This is a genomic window from Paenibacillus sp. FSL M8-0142, assembly GCF_038597315.1.
Taxonomy (GTDB): domain Bacteria; phylum Bacillota; class Bacilli; order Paenibacillales; family Paenibacillaceae; genus Paenibacillus_AQ; species Paenibacillus_AQ lactis.
On the sequence record NZ_CP152008.1, the window covers coordinates 873,586 to 890,808 of the forward strand.

The 17,223-nt window shown below is 54.0% G+C and carries 17 protein-coding genes; 13 read left to right on the forward strand and 4 right to left on the reverse strand.

The window, feature by feature from the left end; all coding sequences use genetic code 11:
• The first annotated feature begins 54 nt into the window (after positions 1-54).
• The 5 genes from NSQ46_RS03840 to NSQ46_RS03860 all read left to right on the forward strand — a co-directional run bounded on the left by NSQ46_RS03840 (position 55) and on the right by NSQ46_RS03860 (position 5,583).
• A complete protein-coding gene (locus tag NSQ46_RS03840) occupies positions 55-921 on the forward strand; it encodes an ABC transporter ATP-binding protein (protein WP_144878269.1) in 867 nt (288 codons plus the stop codon).
• Complete coding sequence (locus NSQ46_RS03845) at positions 914-3,097, forward strand: ABC transporter permease (RefSeq protein ID WP_144881268.1); 2,184 nt, start codon at positions 914-916, stop codon at positions 3,095-3,097. Before NSQ46_RS03840 ends, NSQ46_RS03845 begins: the two co-directional genes overlap by 8 nt.
• A gap of 113 nt (positions 3,098-3,210) precedes the next feature.
• Complete coding sequence (locus tag NSQ46_RS03850) at positions 3,211-3,909, forward strand: RNA polymerase sigma factor (RefSeq protein ID WP_144872281.1); 699 nt, start codon at positions 3,211-3,213, stop codon at positions 3,907-3,909.
• On the forward strand, positions 3,887-4,729 hold the full coding sequence (locus tag NSQ46_RS03855) for a hypothetical protein (RefSeq protein ID WP_342576355.1): 843 nt from the start codon (positions 3,887-3,889) through the stop codon (positions 4,727-4,729). Before NSQ46_RS03850 ends, NSQ46_RS03855 begins: the two co-directional genes overlap by 23 nt.
• Positions 4,726-5,583, forward strand: coding sequence for an ABC transporter ATP-binding protein (locus NSQ46_RS03860; protein ID WP_007131713.1), 858 nt, complete (start codon positions 4,726-4,728; stop codon positions 5,581-5,583). The genes NSQ46_RS03855 and NSQ46_RS03860 overlap by 4 nt, the downstream gene beginning before the upstream one ends.
• Before the next feature lie 131 nt (positions 5,584-5,714).
• On the opposite strand, the gene NSQ46_RS03865 is transcribed toward NSQ46_RS03860, so the two are convergent.
• On the reverse strand, positions 5,715-5,969 hold the full coding sequence (locus tag NSQ46_RS03865; protein ID WP_144878267.1) for a DUF3949 domain-containing protein: 255 nt from the start codon (positions 5,967-5,969) through the stop codon (positions 5,715-5,717).
• A gap of 180 nt (positions 5,970-6,149) precedes the next feature.
• Between NSQ46_RS03865 and NSQ46_RS03870 the strand changes: the two genes are divergently transcribed.
• Entirely contained in the window at positions 6,150-6,986 is an 837-nt protein-coding gene (locus NSQ46_RS03870) for an SDR family oxidoreductase (protein ID WP_144878266.1), read from the forward strand.
• Between the two features lie 135 nt (positions 6,987-7,121).
• Positions 7,122-8,414, forward strand: a complete 1,293-nt coding sequence (locus NSQ46_RS03875) for a homocysteine synthase (RefSeq protein WP_007131710.1) — start codon at positions 7,122-7,124, stop codon at positions 8,412-8,414.
• An 85-nt stretch (positions 8,415-8,499) separates the two neighbouring features.
• Here the strand turns inward: NSQ46_RS03875 and NSQ46_RS03880 are convergent, their stop codons facing one another.
• Positions 8,500-9,114, reverse strand: coding sequence for a hypothetical protein (locus NSQ46_RS03880; protein ID WP_144873178.1), 615 nt, complete (start codon positions 9,112-9,114; stop codon positions 8,500-8,502).
• Positions 9,115-9,393: 279 nt separating this feature from the next.
• Here NSQ46_RS03880 and NSQ46_RS03885 point away from each other — a divergent pair, with 279 nt between their 5' ends.
• The 6 genes from NSQ46_RS03885 (at position 9,394) to NSQ46_RS03910 (ending at position 15,550) form a co-directional block, all read left to right on the forward strand.
• Positions 9,394-10,530 (forward strand): PEP-utilizing enzyme, TIM barrel domain protein, encoded by a 1,137-nt coding sequence (locus NSQ46_RS03885; protein ID WP_342576356.1) that lies wholly within the window; start codon positions 9,394-9,396, stop codon positions 10,528-10,530.
• A gap of 362 nt (positions 10,531-10,892) precedes the next feature.
• Complete coding sequence (locus NSQ46_RS03890; protein WP_342576357.1) at positions 10,893-12,932, forward strand: heavy metal translocating P-type ATPase; 2,040 nt, start codon at positions 10,893-10,895, stop codon at positions 12,930-12,932.
• Between the two features lie 145 nt (positions 12,933-13,077).
• Positions 13,078-13,200: a hypothetical protein gene (locus NSQ46_RS03895; RefSeq protein WP_260842869.1), complete on the forward strand. Its 123-nt coding sequence runs from the start codon at positions 13,078-13,080 to the stop codon at positions 13,198-13,200.
• A 9-nt stretch (positions 13,201-13,209) separates the two neighbouring features.
• Positions 13,210-14,184: a leucine-rich repeat domain-containing protein gene (locus tag NSQ46_RS03900; protein WP_232239353.1), complete on the forward strand. Its 975-nt coding sequence runs from the start codon at positions 13,210-13,212 to the stop codon at positions 14,182-14,184.
• Positions 14,185-14,317: 133 nt separating this feature from the next.
• Positions 14,318-15,259, forward strand: a complete 942-nt coding sequence (trxB, locus tag NSQ46_RS03905) for a thioredoxin-disulfide reductase (protein WP_028405756.1) — start codon at positions 14,318-14,320, stop codon at positions 15,257-15,259.
• 54 nt (positions 15,260-15,313) lie between these two features.
• Positions 15,314-15,550 (forward strand): glutaredoxin family protein, encoded by a 237-nt coding sequence (locus tag NSQ46_RS03910; protein WP_007131704.1) that lies wholly within the window; start codon positions 15,314-15,316, stop codon positions 15,548-15,550.
• A gap of 117 nt (positions 15,551-15,667) precedes the next feature.
• Here the strand turns inward: NSQ46_RS03910 and NSQ46_RS03915 are convergent, their stop codons facing one another.
• Positions 15,668-15,871, reverse strand: coding sequence for a hypothetical protein (locus NSQ46_RS03915; protein WP_007131703.1), 204 nt, complete (start codon positions 15,869-15,871; stop codon positions 15,668-15,670).
• A gap of 148 nt (positions 15,872-16,019) precedes the next feature.
• Positions 16,020-17,192, reverse strand: a complete 1,173-nt coding sequence (locus NSQ46_RS03920; protein WP_144878976.1) for an ROK family protein — start codon at positions 17,190-17,192, stop codon at positions 16,020-16,022.
• Positions 17,193-17,223: the final 31 nt, after the last annotated feature.

Consider the following 17,223-nt stretch of genomic DNA (forward strand, 5'->3'; position numbering starts at 1 on the left):
AGCCGCGCGGCTTAACGAATCAGGTCCATAAGAAATAGCTGAAAGGGTTATTGCATGATTACCATCGAGCATTTATCGAAGACGTACCGGAAAGGGGCATGGGCGCTCCTTGACGTGTCGCTCCAATTGGATAAAGGCATGACCGGATTGCTCGGGCCTAACGGGGCGGGCAAAACGACGCTGATGCGCATATTGGCGACACTGCTGGCCCCGACATCCGGACAGGTGAGGGTAAATGGCATTTCGATCACAAGGCCGGAGGAGATTCGCCCGATGATCGGTTACTTGCCCCAGCATTTTCATATTTATCCGCAGCTGACGGGCAGAGATTATCTCGACTACGCAGCCGTAATGAAGGGCATAAAGGATCGGGAGGCGAGGAGAAAGGAGGTCGCCAGACTCTTGGAGACGGTGAATCTCCAGGATAAAGCCGACAAGAAGGTTCGTACTTATTCGGGCGGTATGAAGCAGCGCCTGGGCATTGCTCAGGCCCTTCTCGGATCCCCCGATATCCTTATCGTGGATGAGCCGACCTCCGGCCTGGATCCGCAGGAACGGGTCCGGTTCCGCAACGTCCTTACCCGCTTTAGCATTGACCGGACCGTGCTGCTGTCCACGCACATCGTCGCTGACATTGAGAGCAACTGCCGCCGGATCGCCGTCATGAACATGGGGAGACTGGTCATGTCCGGAACGCTCGGCGAGCTGCAGGCCTGCGGCAACGGACAAGTGTGGGAAGCGGTGCTGTCAGCCGATGCGTTCTCCCGCGTAGATCCGATGCAGGTTGTATCCACGAAAGCTGTACCGGAAGGCATTTTGTGCCGTTTTGTAGGAAAGAGGCCGTTTGCGGGTGCGCACCCGGCTGAACCGTCCCTGGAGGACGGCTATCTGGCCCTGCTGCGGAGGGATCGGGATGTGTAAATGGTGGAGACATGCCGTGCTGGAATGCCGGCTGCTGTTCGGCAATCCGGTGTTTGCATCCTTGCCGGTCATCTATGCGATTTTGTTCGCCATGAACATGTTGAATAGCGGAGGCGGCACCGAGCAGAACCTGTATACGATGGCTTACAAGTTTCATATGCTCGGGCACACGATGACGCTCGGTCCCGCGATGCTGATCGGCATCTTATCCATGCGAAGGGATGTTTTACGGCGCTCGTTCGAGTGGAATCACAGCTTGCCAGTATCGTTCCTGACGCTGTTATCGTCCAAATATGCCGTAAGCATGCTGTATTTGTCCTTGTTCACGCTTCCGACAGCGTTTATCTTCTACACGATCTCGATCAGCCAGGGGATTGCGGGCGGAATCGCTATGCATTATACGATGCAATTCGCCATGCAGTACGAGATCTCGTATATGGTCACCCTTGCGCTGGCCATGGTGCTGGGGGCCAGCATTCCGAATCGGATTGTCTATTTGATCGGCTTTTGCGCATGGATGTTCGGCACCTTTTTCATGGATATTTTTATTATTACTCAGCTCGGATGGTATCCGGCCGAAGTCTTTCATTTGAATCAGTTCTTCATTCAGTCCGAAGCATTACAATATGAAAATTGGAGCTATGCCCTCATATCTGCGGATATCTCCCGTTCGCGCTGGTTCGTGCTGGCCTTTACGGGGTTGTTGCTCGCGGTAAGTCTGCTGCTACTGAACCGGAAGCGCCCGACGATGCATGTAAAAAGGATTTGGGCGGCGGCGGTGGCAGCCCTCGTGTTGGCTGGAGCCATCTTCATGCCATACGGCAGCTTATGGGCAGAGCGGTATGAGCAGCTGGGCAGCAAGCTATCGGACCCATCCATCGGGCTTACCGATGATCCGGTGCCGGCAACGATATTTACGGTATCCTCCTATGATCTCGAGCTGAAACGGCTCCCTAACGATAATCTGCGAGTCACAGCCCGGCTTCGAATCCCCGCTGGGGAGCTGGCAGGGAAGTCGGAGCTTCCGCTGACGTTGAACCGTTTCTTCACGTTGGAGCGTGTTCGAATTCAAGGCAACGACGCTCCTTACCGGAGGCGGGGGGAGATGCTGACAATCAGTCTTCCGGCGAATTCGCGGCAGGAAATCGAGGCCGAGCTGGTTTATTTCGGAAGCGTAATGGATTACCGCACCGATTATTCGCGTAATGATTTTGCGGCCTTCAGTCTTGGAGACGAGGTGAAGCTCGAGGGCCATATGGCCTGGTATCCGCTTCCCGGCCACCAGCATGTTTACCTCAAGCAGGTCGAGACGTCTTCGCCTTACATTACCTTGGCCCGGCGTTACGGGATTCAGCGGTATTCTGTAGGTGATATGAAACTGAAGGTAGAGGGATATTCAAAGCCGCTATACAGCAGTTTGAAGGAAGTCGAGCGAGGGCCCGGATACCAGATCTTCGAGTCGAAGGGGATCGGGCAGAATGTTTCCCTGTACGGGGGAAGCTTCTGGACCGAAGTGCATCGGCCGGATTTCAAGGTGCGTATTGTGACAACCCCATACCTGGAAAAGTGGGCTGAGGGACTATTGACGGAACTGAAAGGGAAGTATGATTATTTTGCAGCATGGATTCCGGGAATGTCCACGGACATCGACACCATTCTGTGTTTGGGACAGGGGATCGAGTGGCCTCACGCGGAGCATTCCCTCATCCTGTCCTCAAGGGAGTATACCTACTTCAGCAGCAATCTGCCGGGTGAGTGGGTGAACTACATGCTGTTTGGCGATCAGCCTGCTTATTATGGCAATTATGAGCATCCGGAGCAGGATGTCCGGAATAAAATCGGCAGCCTGTTCTGGTACGTGTATTATATAGAGGAAAAAGGGCTGAGCGATAAACAGCTGCGCAGTGCTTACGGACACTTAAGATCAGTCCAGGAGCTCCTGTTCAAGAACGGGGACGGGACCGATCCGCAGAATAAGATCGGGATCGGAATGGCAAGACAAGTCCGGCGGGCGATGAAGGAAGGAAAGGCAGAACAGGTCAAGAAAGTGCTCGCCCATTATTATGGGCACGGCCTTCAGTTTCCGGATACGGAACGGTATCCTGCGATGAAGCCGGAGGCTCCGGTCACTTATGAGGAATGGGTGAAGCGATGGAAGCAGACGGTTGGGGAATAACGGCTTCTGCATGCGATAACAGTGCCGAGATTCAATCGGGAAGGCATCGATTGATGGATGAGGCACGGAATGGGTAAATTACGGATATATCGATCCAGAAAGGGGGGAGGGGCATGATTTCCGATCAGCAGCTGTCCGAACGGATGGCGGCGGGTGATCAGGAGGCGTTCGAGCTGCTGGTCACCCGGTACCATGGTCCGCTGTTAAGCTATACGACAAGGCAGCTGACCGACAGGCAAAAGGCGCAGGATATCGTCCAGGAAACGTTTATCCGCCTGATCCGGCATCTGAGGACCCATGGGACGCTGGAACATGTCAGATCCTGGCTGTACCGCGTAGCCCTGAACATGTGTAAGGATTACTGGAAAAGCGCAGCCTACAGGTCCGAGGGGCTTGCCGGTGAAGAGCTGCCGGATGCCCATGATCCCGCACCCGGGGCGCAGGAATTGATAGAGAGGCAGGAGACGTCCCATGAAATTGCGGTGTCGCTCGGTACTTTGCCGGACGTTCAGCAAGAGATCATTACGCTAAGATTTTTCCATGACCTTAAGCTTCAGGAAATCGCGGATCTGGTGGACCTCCCCCTTAGCACGGTAAAGACGCATCTATATAACGGATTAAGAAAGCTAAAGAAAACGCTGGTCCAAGAGCAAGGAGAATTGGTTCCGATGCCCCCGGCCGGAAGATCGGAACGGGGAGGCCGTTCCAAGAGAAAGGTCCTGAGCCGCTCAAGCACGGAAGAAGAGCCGGATGACCGGCGCAAGGCTACAGAAAGTGAGGTGTGTATCCATGGATCATCCATTCGATCGTGAATTGGGAAAACTTGAGGACGAGCTGCGGGGACCGCTTCGGCGCGCGATTCTCCCTCCGCCGACACCGGAGGAAACCTCACGGCTCATTGCTTCGCTCCAAGGGGAGTTCGATCTGCTTAAGGTTGAGCCGGAATCACCGAAGCTTGATTTCAATCCCCAGGTGGATCCGCCGTCGCTGAAGCAGATCCTCCGCAGCCAGCTCAGGCTGAATCAGCGATCCATTCTGCTCGCCAGCAGCGCGGTATTTCTGATGCTGGTGCTGCTGATCGATCCAGCCTATCCGCTGGATCACTTCGGTGGGCTTCCCGGCGGCATATTTCCGCTGATTACCCCGCTTCTGCTCATCGTGTCCATGCTATTCAGCAGCCGTACATGGGATAAAGGGATGCGGGCTGTGGAGACGCTGACGCCGTATCCGCCGGCGCTAGTCTTGTATACTCGGCTGCTGCTCGTCACAGGCATCGTGACCGGAATGGCACTGCTCAGCACGATCGTTATTGGCTTCAAATCGATGCAAGCCGAAAATTCAACGTTCCTGTTCGGGCCATTCGTTCTCGAATGGATGGGCATACTTCTGGTCACCGGCGGAGCCGCCATGTATATGCTGTTTCGGAAAGGAATGATCGCCTCGCTCGTCTCGGCCGTCCTTGTGTATGGACTCTGGATCATCCTCCAAGGACAAATCATGGATCACGGGGTTTCCATGAGCGGCAAAATGGCAACGGATATCGTGCTCCTGATCATCGGCGTTTCACTGCTCGTATCCTCTTATGGCCGCAGCCTCAAATGGAATGCTGCGTCCTGGAGAGCTTCCACATGATTCGGATCGAAGGACTGGAGCGGCAGGCCGGCACGTATCGGCTGGAGATCGAGCGGGCGGTCATTTCCTCCGGCCTCAACCTGGTCGTTGGCGCGAACGGAGCCGGGAAGACCACGCTGATCGAGCTGCTGACCACGCTTCAAACACCGGACGCGGGCGACATTTTGTACAGCGGTAGGAAGGCTGCAGACCATCTCCCGCTCATCCGGAGCCAGATCGGGTATGTTCCGGCCGATATCGAGCTGTACGGGGATATGAAGGCAGGCAAGCTGCTGAAGTATATGGCTGAATTGAAGGGAGTCTATCAGCCGGAAGCGATCGACAAGCTGATCGGGGACTTCAGGCTGGAGCCGTTCCGCAAAAGCAAGGTCAAGCATTTATCGCAGGGGGTGCAGCGGCGCATCGCGGTCGTGCAAGCCCTTTTGGCCTCGCCGTCCTTTCTGTTTCTGGATGAGCCGCTGAACGGGATGGACGCCGAGGAACGCAAATTTCTGATCACCTACCTTACCCAATACGCCAAGGGGAGGATGGTCATTGTCGCCGCCCACGAGCTGAACGAATGGGAAGAGGCGACGGATAATGTCATCTGGATTCACCGGGGGCGCCTTCGGTACAACGGATCGCCGCAGCAATGGAAGCTGAGCGTAGCCTCAAGCGTATGGGAGGGGGAGGTGGACCTCAGCGACTTTGAACGAATTCCGCAAGAGAGGCTCATTCATTTTCAAATGACCGATGAACGCATGAAGGTCCGCCTGATGGCCAAAAAGCAGCCGGGCCCCGAATTTTTGGAGAAGGAGCCGACACTGGAGGATGCCTTTTTCCTCCATATGGATGCATTGGCGAGACGCGGCTAAATGTTCTTCTCTTTTCGCTCTTGTAAATAAACCTAATATATGAAAAAATCATCATCCGTTTGGACGATGATTTTTTTCTTTTCCGCGGACCATGACATTCGAATTGGATTAAATCTCCGTTAAGGATGGGTTTAACCCTTTCCCTTCTTTCTGTGTCTCCAGCGATAGATCCAAGCTGCAACCATGGCCGATGGCCAGAATGAACTCTGCGCGTTGTAGTGAAGCTGCTCTTCCTGAAAGGACATCTTTTTATAATACTCTTCCTGACTGATGCCTTTTCTTCGAGGGTCCTCATTCAGTTCCTTGATATAGCGATACTGGACAGGGATCATGATCAGAAATGCTGCGAACAGAACGCCGGCGATCACCCACAACATCGAACCCATAAGTTCACGCTCCTTCGTATCGTCAGACCTATGCTTTTATATACGTCATATATTGGATGCGGTTTCAACAATTATCTTCAGGGCAAATCAATCTTTGGGGATCCGGGTAAAAATAGTTAGTAGGTGTGTGCATCTTCACGGATGTACGCATGAAATCATCGATGCGAGAGGAGACGTATTATGGGAACCGCAGGACAACAAGGAGTCGAGAAGGTAGCGCTGGTGACCGGAGCAGGAGCAGGAATCGGCAGAGGCATTGCGAAGATTTTGGCGGAAAAAGGATATCGGCTCGCGCTCACCTACAACTCGAGCAAAGAGGGGATATTATCCGTTGCCGAGGATATCGGCCATATCTATGGCAAGGAGCCTCTGATCATCCAGAGCGATCTCACGATTCGGAGCGAAGCGGAGAACACGATCCGCAAGACGGTGGAGCAGCTTGAACGCATAGATCTGCTGGTCAACAATGCCGGGATCGGCTTTCATAAGGAGCTCACCGAAATGGAGGAAGAGGAGCTGGATACGACCATCAACCTCGATTTCAGGGCTCCGTTGCTGCTTAGCAAATATGCAGCCAGGGAAATGATTGCCCGCGAGATCCCTGGCAATATCATCTTTATCACCTCCTCGCGCGGCGAAAGAGCTTACCCGAAGGACAGCATTTATGGCGGCATGAAGGCAGCTTTGATTCGTGCGGCCCAGTCGCTGGCGCTGGAATGGGCGCCGCATGGAATCCGGGTAAACTGCGTCGCGCCGGGGGCTACGGTTCACAAATTGGAGCAATCCGCCGAGAAGGAGCCGCTTGGAGATAAAATTCCGCTGGGGAGGCTCGGAACCCCTTCCGATATTGGTGAAGCGATCGCTTGGCTATGCTCGGATGCAGCATCCTATATTACAGGCATCAACTTGCGCATCGACGGGGGGCTCATCCTTCCGGGGATGCCGGAGGATACGTCGCCGGAAGCGGGATACGGCTGGGGCAAGGTAAATCCGCACGGTGAGGATAAAGATAAATAAAAGCCGCAGAAAAAAACTTCTAATTCCGATGAAAATAGTTGGTAATGACTCTTTTCAAACTGTGGAAAGTATGAGAGAATGATGGAAATCAGCAATCATACTATTTTCCATATGAAGAAAAGGGAGGAAACATCCATGTCAGAAGAACGTCAACTATCGATTGAAACGTTAGCGGTTCATGCCGGCCAGGAGCTCGACCCGACAACCCTATCCCGAGCCGTTCCGCTCTATCAGACGACATCCTACGGCTTCAAGGACAGCGAGCATGCGGCAAACTTGTTTGCCTTGAAGGAATTCGGCAATATTTATACGCGGATCATGAACCCGACGACCGATGTATTCGAGAAGCGGATCGCGGCGCTGGAGGGAGGAGCAGGCGCACTGGCGACAGCTTCCGGACAAGCCGCTATTACGTTCTCGATCCTGAACATTGCCGGTGCTGGTGATGAGATCGTTTCCTCCTCCAGCTTGTACGGCGGCACGTATAATCTATTCTCCACCACGCTGGCAAAGCTCGGAATCAAGGTGCACTTCGTCGATTCCTCGAATCCGGAGAACTTCCGGGCTGCCATTAACGACAAGACGAAAGCGCTGTTCGCTGAGACGATCGGCAACCCGCAAGGAAACGTGCTAGACGTGGAAGCGGTTGCGGCAATCGCCCATGAGCATGGCATTCCGCTCATCGTAGACAACACGTTCCCGAGCCCGTATTTGCTGCGCCCGATCGAGTATGGAGCCGATATCGTCGTTCATTCGGCAACCAAATTTATCGGCGGTCACGGAACATCGATCGGCGGCGTTATCGTCGACAGCGGCAAGTTCGATTGGAGCGCAAGCGGCAAATTCCCTGGATTGACAGAACCGGATCCAAGTTATCATGGCGTCGTGTATACCGAGGCCGTCGGTCCAATTGCATATATCATCAAGGCGCGCGTACAGCTTCTGCGGGATATCGGGGCTTCGCTGTCTCCATTTAACGCCTGGCTGCTGCTGCAAGGATTGGAGACGCTTCATCTCCGCGTGCAGCGCCATAGTGAGAACGCGCTGAAGGTTGCCGAGTATCTGGAGAAGCATGAGGCCGTCGAGTGGGTCAGCTATGCGGGGCTGCCAAGCCATCCTTCGTATGAGCTGGCGCAGAAGTATTTGCCGAAGGGCCAAGGTGCTATTTTGACGTTTGGCATTAAGGGCGGCGCCAAAGCCGGGCAGAAGGTCATTGAGAACGTGAAGCTGTTCTCCCATCTGGCCAACGTCGGCGATTCCAAATCGCTGATCATTCATCCGGCCAGCACGACGCACCAGCAGCTGAGCGAGGAAGAACAAGTCAGTGCCGGCGTGAATCCCGAGCTGCTGCGGCTATCGATCGGTACGGAATCCATCGACGACATCCTGTATGATTTGGAGCAGGCGATTGCGGCCAGCCAGAAGTAAGGCCAATCGAACTATTTTCAAATAAGATGTCAGGGCACTTTCCTCATTTGGGGAATGGTGCCCTTTTTTTGATGCTAAATGGCAGCTAAGCCATTGTATTGAGAGAGTCGAGCCAGGGATGGCCTTCTGGAAATTGCGTCCGAAGCGCATGGGCAAGCCATACTCTAGCCGTGTCGTTGAGGCAGGGAAGGACCTTCATGAAATCCTGCTCATCTTTTTCGCGGATATTCTTGCTGCCCCCTTTGTACAAGAGCTGTATCTCCGGCTTCAGGTAGGGGACTCCCTGTTCTGTCTTCAAGGCTATATCTCGGAGCGGCCTTCGGATCGATGGTTCCCTGCGATAAATCCAATGGTCCCCTTCGGTTTCCACCAACATGATTTGAAATGAAAATGGGGCTTTATGATCCTTGCTGACCCACACATCCCCGACAGAATACAAATATTCGCCTTCCTCCCATAACGACAAGGTTCCTTGATCAGCTTTGTACAGCGTCCAGTCTTGGGCTAATGCGGCGTAAACGACGGCCTGCTCTTCACGAAGAATCAGGATATCGATATCGTCATGTTCTCGGGTCTGCTCCCCCAAATGCAAATCCAAAGCCCAACCGCCTGCGACATACCAATGCACAGGGATATCGGCAAAAATCCTGACGGCATCCGGTATGCTAATGGGTCTCCAATGATCGTAATCGGTTCTCATGTCGATCTCTCCTTTTCGTTTTCCGGCATGAATCCATTCCTCCATTTTAAATGTTCTATACGTCTCGTCAAATGGATGATGAGCAGATGTGGCCCATAAAGCACCGTGCCTTGGAATATGGTTTCTTGCCAAAGGCGGGCGTGCGCCCCGCTCGTATTATGTACCGAGATTTTTCCGCGGCTTTTATCCCGTGTACTGTATATTTCCAAATGTTTCATAATACGCTGTAAGGTAGGCGGCAACATCCAATACATGGCGAAAGGGAGTAGAACGATAACCATGACGGAAAGGCAATGGGGAACCGGCAGCGAATGGGGAGAGCGTTTAAATGGGGAAGCCGTGAATGCCGTGGACTTTGCGGCCGGCGATTCCTCTCCCGAGACGGATCTGCTGAAGCATTTTGCGATGGCGGGCGGTATAACGCATGAGGAGGTATTGTTGCTGTTGGCGGCCCCGGAGGACATCGACGAAGCGCTTCGGGTTTCGGGAATTCGGCACAGCGGAACCATCAGCCCCTCCTTGCATCGGCTGCTCGGATGGAGTGACAGGAACCGGAGGCTTAAAGTCATGAGCCGCACCGCCGTCCCTGAGAGGATAGAGCGCGATATTCGCCAAGGAGCCCAGGGCATCGGACTGATCCGGGGCGAGGAAGCTCTCCAGCATGGACTGCTGCAGGAAGTGTATACGGCCTGGCTGAAGTCGCGGGGAGAGAAGTCTTCCATGCTGAGACGGAGGCTGATTATGCTGTGGACGGCGTACTGGGTCTCGGTATTCCAGGCAGCGAAGGGGTCTCGATGTGCGGTAAGCCTGCTGGAAGACCCGGCGCTGTCCCATGCGATGGAGGAGCGGGAAGCGCAGGACGCCCAACTGGAGTCGATGTTCCGGGCGTTGGAGCAATGCGGGGAACAGGACATGGAGTGCCAGCTGGAGCTTCTGGCCGTTCAGCCTGAGCACGCCGATGAATTTATGGACATCCATCATTTTATCGAGGAGGTTGCGGAGCAGACGCTAATGGACCAAAAGCGGTTCGTACGCATCCGGTACGGAGCCCTGCTGGACGAGCGAACGAATCCGGCTGCGGCAGCGGAAATCGCGCGGATGGCGGATGTGATCGTCCTGGATATGGAGGGCACCGAAAGTGGGGGAGATCCGGGATTGACCGAGGATGCGGCGAGGGGCTTTGCCGATATCATCGAGCGGACTCGGCGCATCAAGCCGCAGTTAACGTTAAGGATGAACGGGGCGGGAACCGGCGACCTGAAGATGGTTTACCGCCATGGAATCCATGAGGTGAGCTGCAGCTCTACGGATCTTGCCGCCGTGCGGATTTTGGGGGCACGGCTGGAGCTGCGCAGAAGATGCTCCTCATCCCAAACCGCCCAAACCAACCAAGCAACTCAAGCTTCTCAAGGATAAACCGGAATGAGAGCGCTTCACACTTAGACTAACATTAGATGTAACCGACAGCGAGGATCGGACTTATTTACGGATTGAACGATAACGAGTAAGCCTTTTGCAAGGGACATTCCCGCAGAAGGCTTTTTTTATTGAATTTTGCCTGTTTAATTTTTTATGATCATCCGGCAAAAACTGGTTTACAAACGGGACATTCGTGAGTATGATATAGGTATAAAGTTGGTTTAGGGAAAATAAATTGTATAAGATCAAAAATGATTTTCATTCTCATTTAGCATGCTGCTTCGGCTTAGCCGGGGCAGCATGTGCCATTTTTAGGGCATTAATAATGGGTCTCATTCTCAACTAGGAAGGTGATTGTAATGGAACTGATGCAAAGTCAAACAGCTGCAAGCATATCTTCAATCGAACATGGAGCTGATCCGCGCGAGCCGCGTCAGCCTGGAAAATGGGATATCCGGAGCCTGCTCTCCAATCCGGAGGTGCTGGCTGCATTGGGCAGCGGGGTTCTCATGCTGGCGGCTTGGATGGCCGGCCAATGGTCGGAACCGTTGTCCGTTGCGCTGTATGTGATCTCATACGCCATTGGTGGCTGGGTCAAGGCGAAGGAAGGCGTGCAGACGCTGCTTAAGGAGCGCGATCTGGATGTGAATCTGCTCATGATTGCCGCCGCCATGGGTGCCGCCTCGATCGGTTACTGGAACGAAGGGGCGATGCTGATTTTTATTTTCGCGTTAAGCGGAGCGCTGGAAAGCTACACGACCGAAAGAAGCCGCAAGGACATCTCTTCCTTAATGGAGCTGCAGCCGGAAACGGCGCTGCGTATCGAGAACGGGAACATGGTCTCGGTATCGATCGCCAAGCTTGAGATCGGCGATTTGATTCTGGTTAAGCCGGGAGAACTGATTCCGGCGGACGGGAATGTGTATCGCGGAGGCTCGTCCGTGAATCAGTCGTCCATCACCGGCGAATCGGTTCCGGTCGATAAAGCCGTAGGAGACGAAGTATTTGCAGGAACGCTTAACGGAGAAGGCGTCTTATACATCGAGGTTACAAAGTCGGCGGACGCGACGCTGTTCGCCAAAATCATCCGCCTGGTTGAGGAAGCGGAAAGCGAAGTGCCGGCATCACAGCGGTTCATCAAGCGGTTCGAGGCGATTTACGCCCGGGTCGTCGTCGTCGTGACGATCGCTCTGATTGCTTTATCTTCACCGCTGTTCGGCTGGGATTTCAGCACAGCCTTTTATAAAGCGATGGTGTTTCTTGTCGTTGCTTCCCCTTGCGCCCTGGTATCCTCGATTATGCCGGCGATGCTGTCGGCGATTTCCAACCGGGCCCGCAAAGGCGTGCTGTTTAAGGGCGGTGCGCATATTGAGAATATGGCGCGTACAGCGGTCGTTGCTTTTGACAAGACAGGAACGCTGACGCTTGGAACGCCGAAGGTAACGGATTTCATTGCGGGTGAAGGCTGGGACGATCGTGAACTGCTTGCTATCAGCGCATCGGTTGAAAAGATGTCGAAGCATCCGCTCGCCATAGCGGTTGTAAGAGCTGCGGAGGAATCCGGAGTGCCTCTGAAGCAGGTAGAGAACAGCCAATCTTTAACGGGATGGGGCATGCAGGGCGAACTGGAGGGCGACATCTGGAAAATCGGCAAGAGCGATGTGCTGGATGCCGTAACCGATGAAGCAGAGCTTTCCTTATCTCATCAAGCTATTAAAGATCAGAACGGCCATCCGTCACAGACCGAACGCCCGAACGGGAAGGCCGGATGGATTGCGCAGCGTCAACGCCTGGAATCCGAGGGCAAGACCGTGTCCGTTATTATGAGAAATGACGAAATTGTCGGCATGATCGCTTTACAGGATGCGGTGAGACCGGAGGCTGCTCTTGCCGTTAAGCGGCTGCAGTCGATGGGGATTCGCGTGGCGATGCTGACCGGAGACCGGAAGGCTACTGCACAGGTTATCGCCGAGCAAACCGGCGTCGATATGGTTTTCTCCGACCTGCTGCCGGAAGATAAGGTCAACCATATCAAAGAGCTGCGTGAGCGCCATGGGCATGTTGTCATGGTCGGCGATGGCGTTAACGATGCGCCTGCGCTGGCAACGGCCACGGTCGGCATCGGCATGGGCGTTTCGGGAAGCGGAACGGCGCTGGAAGTCGCGGATGCGGTATTGATGAACGATAATATCGATGAAATCGCAGGTACCGTGAAGGTAGCCCGCCGGGTTCAGCGGATCGTGAAGCAAAATATGGTGTTTGCGATTGCGGTCATCCTTACCTTGATTACGGCGAATTTCCTGGAAGGCGTGGCGCTCCCGCTCGGCGTAATCGGACACGAAGGCAGTACGATTCTCGTCATCCTGAACGGATTAAGGCTTCTTCGCTCGGGAAACTGACCGCTTAGGGAAAGAGATTCAAATGATGATGCCAGCATAACGGATCCCCTTTCTTTTCGATATTCGAGAAGGAAGGGGATTTTTCATATAATGAAGCAGAGAGCAGACGTTTGTAGCGAATCTCGATAAGGAAAGGCGGAGGAGAATGACGGCATTCTACGATTCGCCCAGGGGCGAAGCTTATGAGTGGCTGATCGATTACGCGACGGAGCGGGCGGATATGTTCATGGTGGCAAGGAGGGGCTACCTTCAATGCATTGACGGCTAAGATCGATTCATGCTGGCTGGTGAGGGCAATCCGGAATGGATGGAAGGGGCAGGGCGGATTTTTGCACTGCTTGAGCCTTATCTCGTTGAGGAGTACACGATAACGAGCGAGGAGCATGAACTAAGGTTTGAGAGGGATATAACGCCGGGGAGGGGAATCGAATATAGCCCAGGGTCATTTTATATGTACCGGTGCTGCAAAGAATCTGCGGCTGTGTTGAAGGAGGCTGCAACGGCATTATATGATTGGCAGCATCCCCGGTTGCCAGAGGATTTGACGTTTGTGGACCATGAGGGCCGGGAGCTCTTGTATCAAGTTGCTCATGAACGTATGGGTGGTCTTCAGGTTGAGGAAGATGAAGCCAGAAGGCTTGCGCAAGAGGTACCCGGCTTGTTTTTGTGCCTGCCGGAGCATCGGGAGTTTGAAGCGTTTTGGGAAGCAGTTCTGTTTCACCAGCCGCGCAGATTGGAGATATTCGGATTTGGCATTACGGAAATACCTGGGTCCATTCGTCAGCTGACGGACCTGCGGGAGTTGATGGTTCACGAAAGCTATGTGACCCGCCTGCCCGAGGGAATGTTCGAGCTAAGGAGACTGGAATCGTTAACCGTATATACAGCGAATTTGCTGGAAATCCCGGCGGGGATCGGCAAGCTGAGTTCACTTCGACATTTGACCATCGCATGTGGAAGCTACCATGACTCGGTCGACGTTATTTTGCCTAGGCAGGATGTATCGTTAAACCGCATTCCTCCCGAGATCGGGCAGCTGTCACGGCTGGAGAACCTTTGTATTAATTATACGGCGATCACGGACGTGCCTGTTGAGCTGCGAGAGCTTAAGAAGCTGCGGTGGCTGAGCCTGGGCCGAAACCGTTTGGCGAGTGCCCCGGCTGTTATTGGTGAACTACCGCAATTGGAGTATGTCGACCTCGACGATAATCTGTACAATCCACGGTCGATGGATTGGAACTCATCGCTGTAATTTTTCAAAGGTTTCACAATAATTTCATCCTGGTTGCAGCATGGTCTATTGACATGCGGTCAATATAGAATCATAATAAATATTAATTTATAATGATTATAATTAAGCGTTACATATACAGGAGGGAAACGACATGTATAAATCCGTTATTATAGGTACCGGCCCCGCTGGCCTGACTGCTGCAATCTATTTGGCTCGCGCGAATCTGAGCCCGCTCGTGATCGAGGGGCCACAGCCTGGCGGCCAGCTCACGACAACGACTGAAGTCGAGAACTTCCCGGGCTTCCCTCAAGGGATTATGGGTCCCGAGCTGATGGACAATATGCGCCAGCAGGCTGAACGCTTTGGCGCTGAATTTCGTACGGGCTGGGTCAACAGCGTAGAGTTCGGCGAGCGTCCGTTCAAGCTGAACGTTGAAGGCTTGGGCGAAGTCGTAACGGAGACGCTGATCATCTCCACGGGCGCAACGGCCAAGTATCTTGGCATTCCGGGCGAGCAGGACAATGTAGGCCGTGGCGTAAGCACCTGCGCAACATGCGACGGCTTCTTTTTCCGCGGCAAGGAAATCGTCGTGGTTGGCGGCGGCGACTCCGCATTGGAGGAAGCGAACTTCCTGACACGCTTTGCTTCCAAGGTAACGCTGGTGCACCGCCGCGATGAGCTGCGTGCGTCCAAAATCATGCAGGACCGCGCACGTGCAAACGAGAAGATCGAATGGGCGCTGAACCGCACGCCGCAAGAAATCATTGCGGACGAACAAGGTGTGAAAGGCATTAAAGTGGTGAACAACGAAACGGGCGAGGAAGAGATGATCGAAGCAAGCGGCGTATTCGTGGCCATCGGGCATCATCCGAATACAGGCTTCCTCGGCGGAAGCATTACGACGGATCCGAACGGCTACATCGTGACGACGCCGGGTACGTCCGAGACGAATATTCCAGGCGTCTTCGCATGCGGCGACGTGCAGGACACCCGTTACAGACAAGCGATTACGGCTGCAGGCAGCGGCTGCATGGCGGCAATGGATGCCGAGAAGTACATCGAGAGCTTGGAACATAACGCGGTCGTATTGTAAACTGATAGATAGAAGAAGCAACGAAAATCATAGCATAGAGGAGCTGGATGAACCATGGAAAACGTCATTGTCTACACATCGAATAACTGCCCGCACTGCAAGCAGGTCAAAGGCTTCTTGTCCGAGCAGGGCATCGAATTCGAAGAGCGCAATATCGAGCAGAACGAAGAATATGCCCAGCAAGTATGGGATATGGGGGTACGCGCCGTACCATTGACCATTATCGGCGAGCACCGCATTCTCGGCATGAACAAGCTTCAGTTCAACAAAGCTTTGAACCCGGAAGGCTAAGCTTAAGCTGCATGAACCTGTGATCGTCTATACGAAGAAAGGCTCTTTCCCGCGAAATGGGGAAGAGCCTTTTTCATGTTGGATGACCGGACGCGCCGGTCTGAGAAATCCTGCCCATCATTTGTCGAAGAACAGACTCATGATCAATTGAAACACAATGTACACGCCTACGCCGGAGCCCATGAGGGTGAAGCCGGCTTTTTTCTTGCCCTGAAACAGCCTCATAATGCCAAGGCTGAACAGCGGGGCAATCACAAGGAGAAACAGCAGCACGGTAATAAACATTTGCGGGGAAATATCCTCGGTGCTTACATAGGTCATTAGAGCGTTTCCTCTCCCTTTGCTATAACATCACACGCGTTTCATACCGGAACGGTGGTTGAACATGACAGAACAAGATTAATTATAGCGGAAAACGAAAGATTTTGCCTTAATCCGCCACAAGGGAAATATGGCAAAATCTAGTCATTTACGTAGCTGGAACCGAAACTCTGACCGGTCCGAGGAATTGCGAAATGGCGGAATAAGCAGCGCCGATCATCGTTGAGCGGCTGCCGAGCTCCGCAAAGTGGATTTCCATCAGCTCTTTGTGATATGGCAGCGTACGCTCGGCAACGACCTGCTTCAGCGTGTCCCCGATCCAGGCCCTTGCATCCGACAGCGGTCCCCCGATGATGACCGACTGCGGATTGAACCCGTTCACCAGATTCGTGATGCCGATCCCCAAATAGCGCCCCAGCTCTTGAAAATGGCGGATGGTCTCCGCATGGCCTTCCTCGGCATGGCGGATCAATGCCGAGGTTCGCCTTGCCGGAAGCCGATCGCCCTTATCGTCATATGATTTCTCCGAAGCATACAGCTCCCAGCAGCCCCGGTTGCCGCATGAGCACGCTTTGCCATCGGCCTCGATCGACATATGCCCGCTCTCCCCGGCATACCCGCGGGCACCCTTGTACAGCTCGCCGTTAATGATGATGCCCGAGCCGATCCCGCTCCCGGCGCTGATATACAGAAGGTGGCGGGCATCCTGTCCCGCCCCGAACCTCAGCTCGCCTTGGGCGCCCGCATTGGCCTCATTGTCAATGGTCACGGGAAGACCGAGCTCCTCCTCCAGCCGCTGCTGCAAGGGCACCATATCCCAACCCAGGTTGGGGGCAAAGAGGACGGTGCCGTTGCCGTCCACCATGCCCGGCACGCCGACACCGATCCCGATGATGCCGTACGGCGATGGAGGAGCCTGCTGCATGAGCTCCTTAATCATTGCAATCATGCGCTGCGTAACAGATTCAACATCATGCTCCGCAAGCGAGTCGTCTGCCTCGGCGGCGATGTTGCCTTCAAGGTCCGTCAGCACGCCCGTCATTTGGTTGACGCGCAGCTCAACGCCGACCGCGTAGCCGGCTTGGCCGTTAAAGAGGAGCAGCTGCGGCTTTCGGCCGCCGCTGGATTCTCCGGGGCCGATTTCCTGAAGCAGATGATGGGTCGCCAGCTCCTGAACGAGGTTAGAGACGGTGGCTTTATTCAGCCCCGTCAGCTCGGAAACCTTGGCACGGGACACGGGAGCATGCCGGCGTATCGTTTCGAGAATGATCGAGCGGTTTATTTTCTTGACCAGAGCCTGGTCACCGGTAATTTTGGTCATAGATATATTCATCCTTTTAGCTTGCTGACTG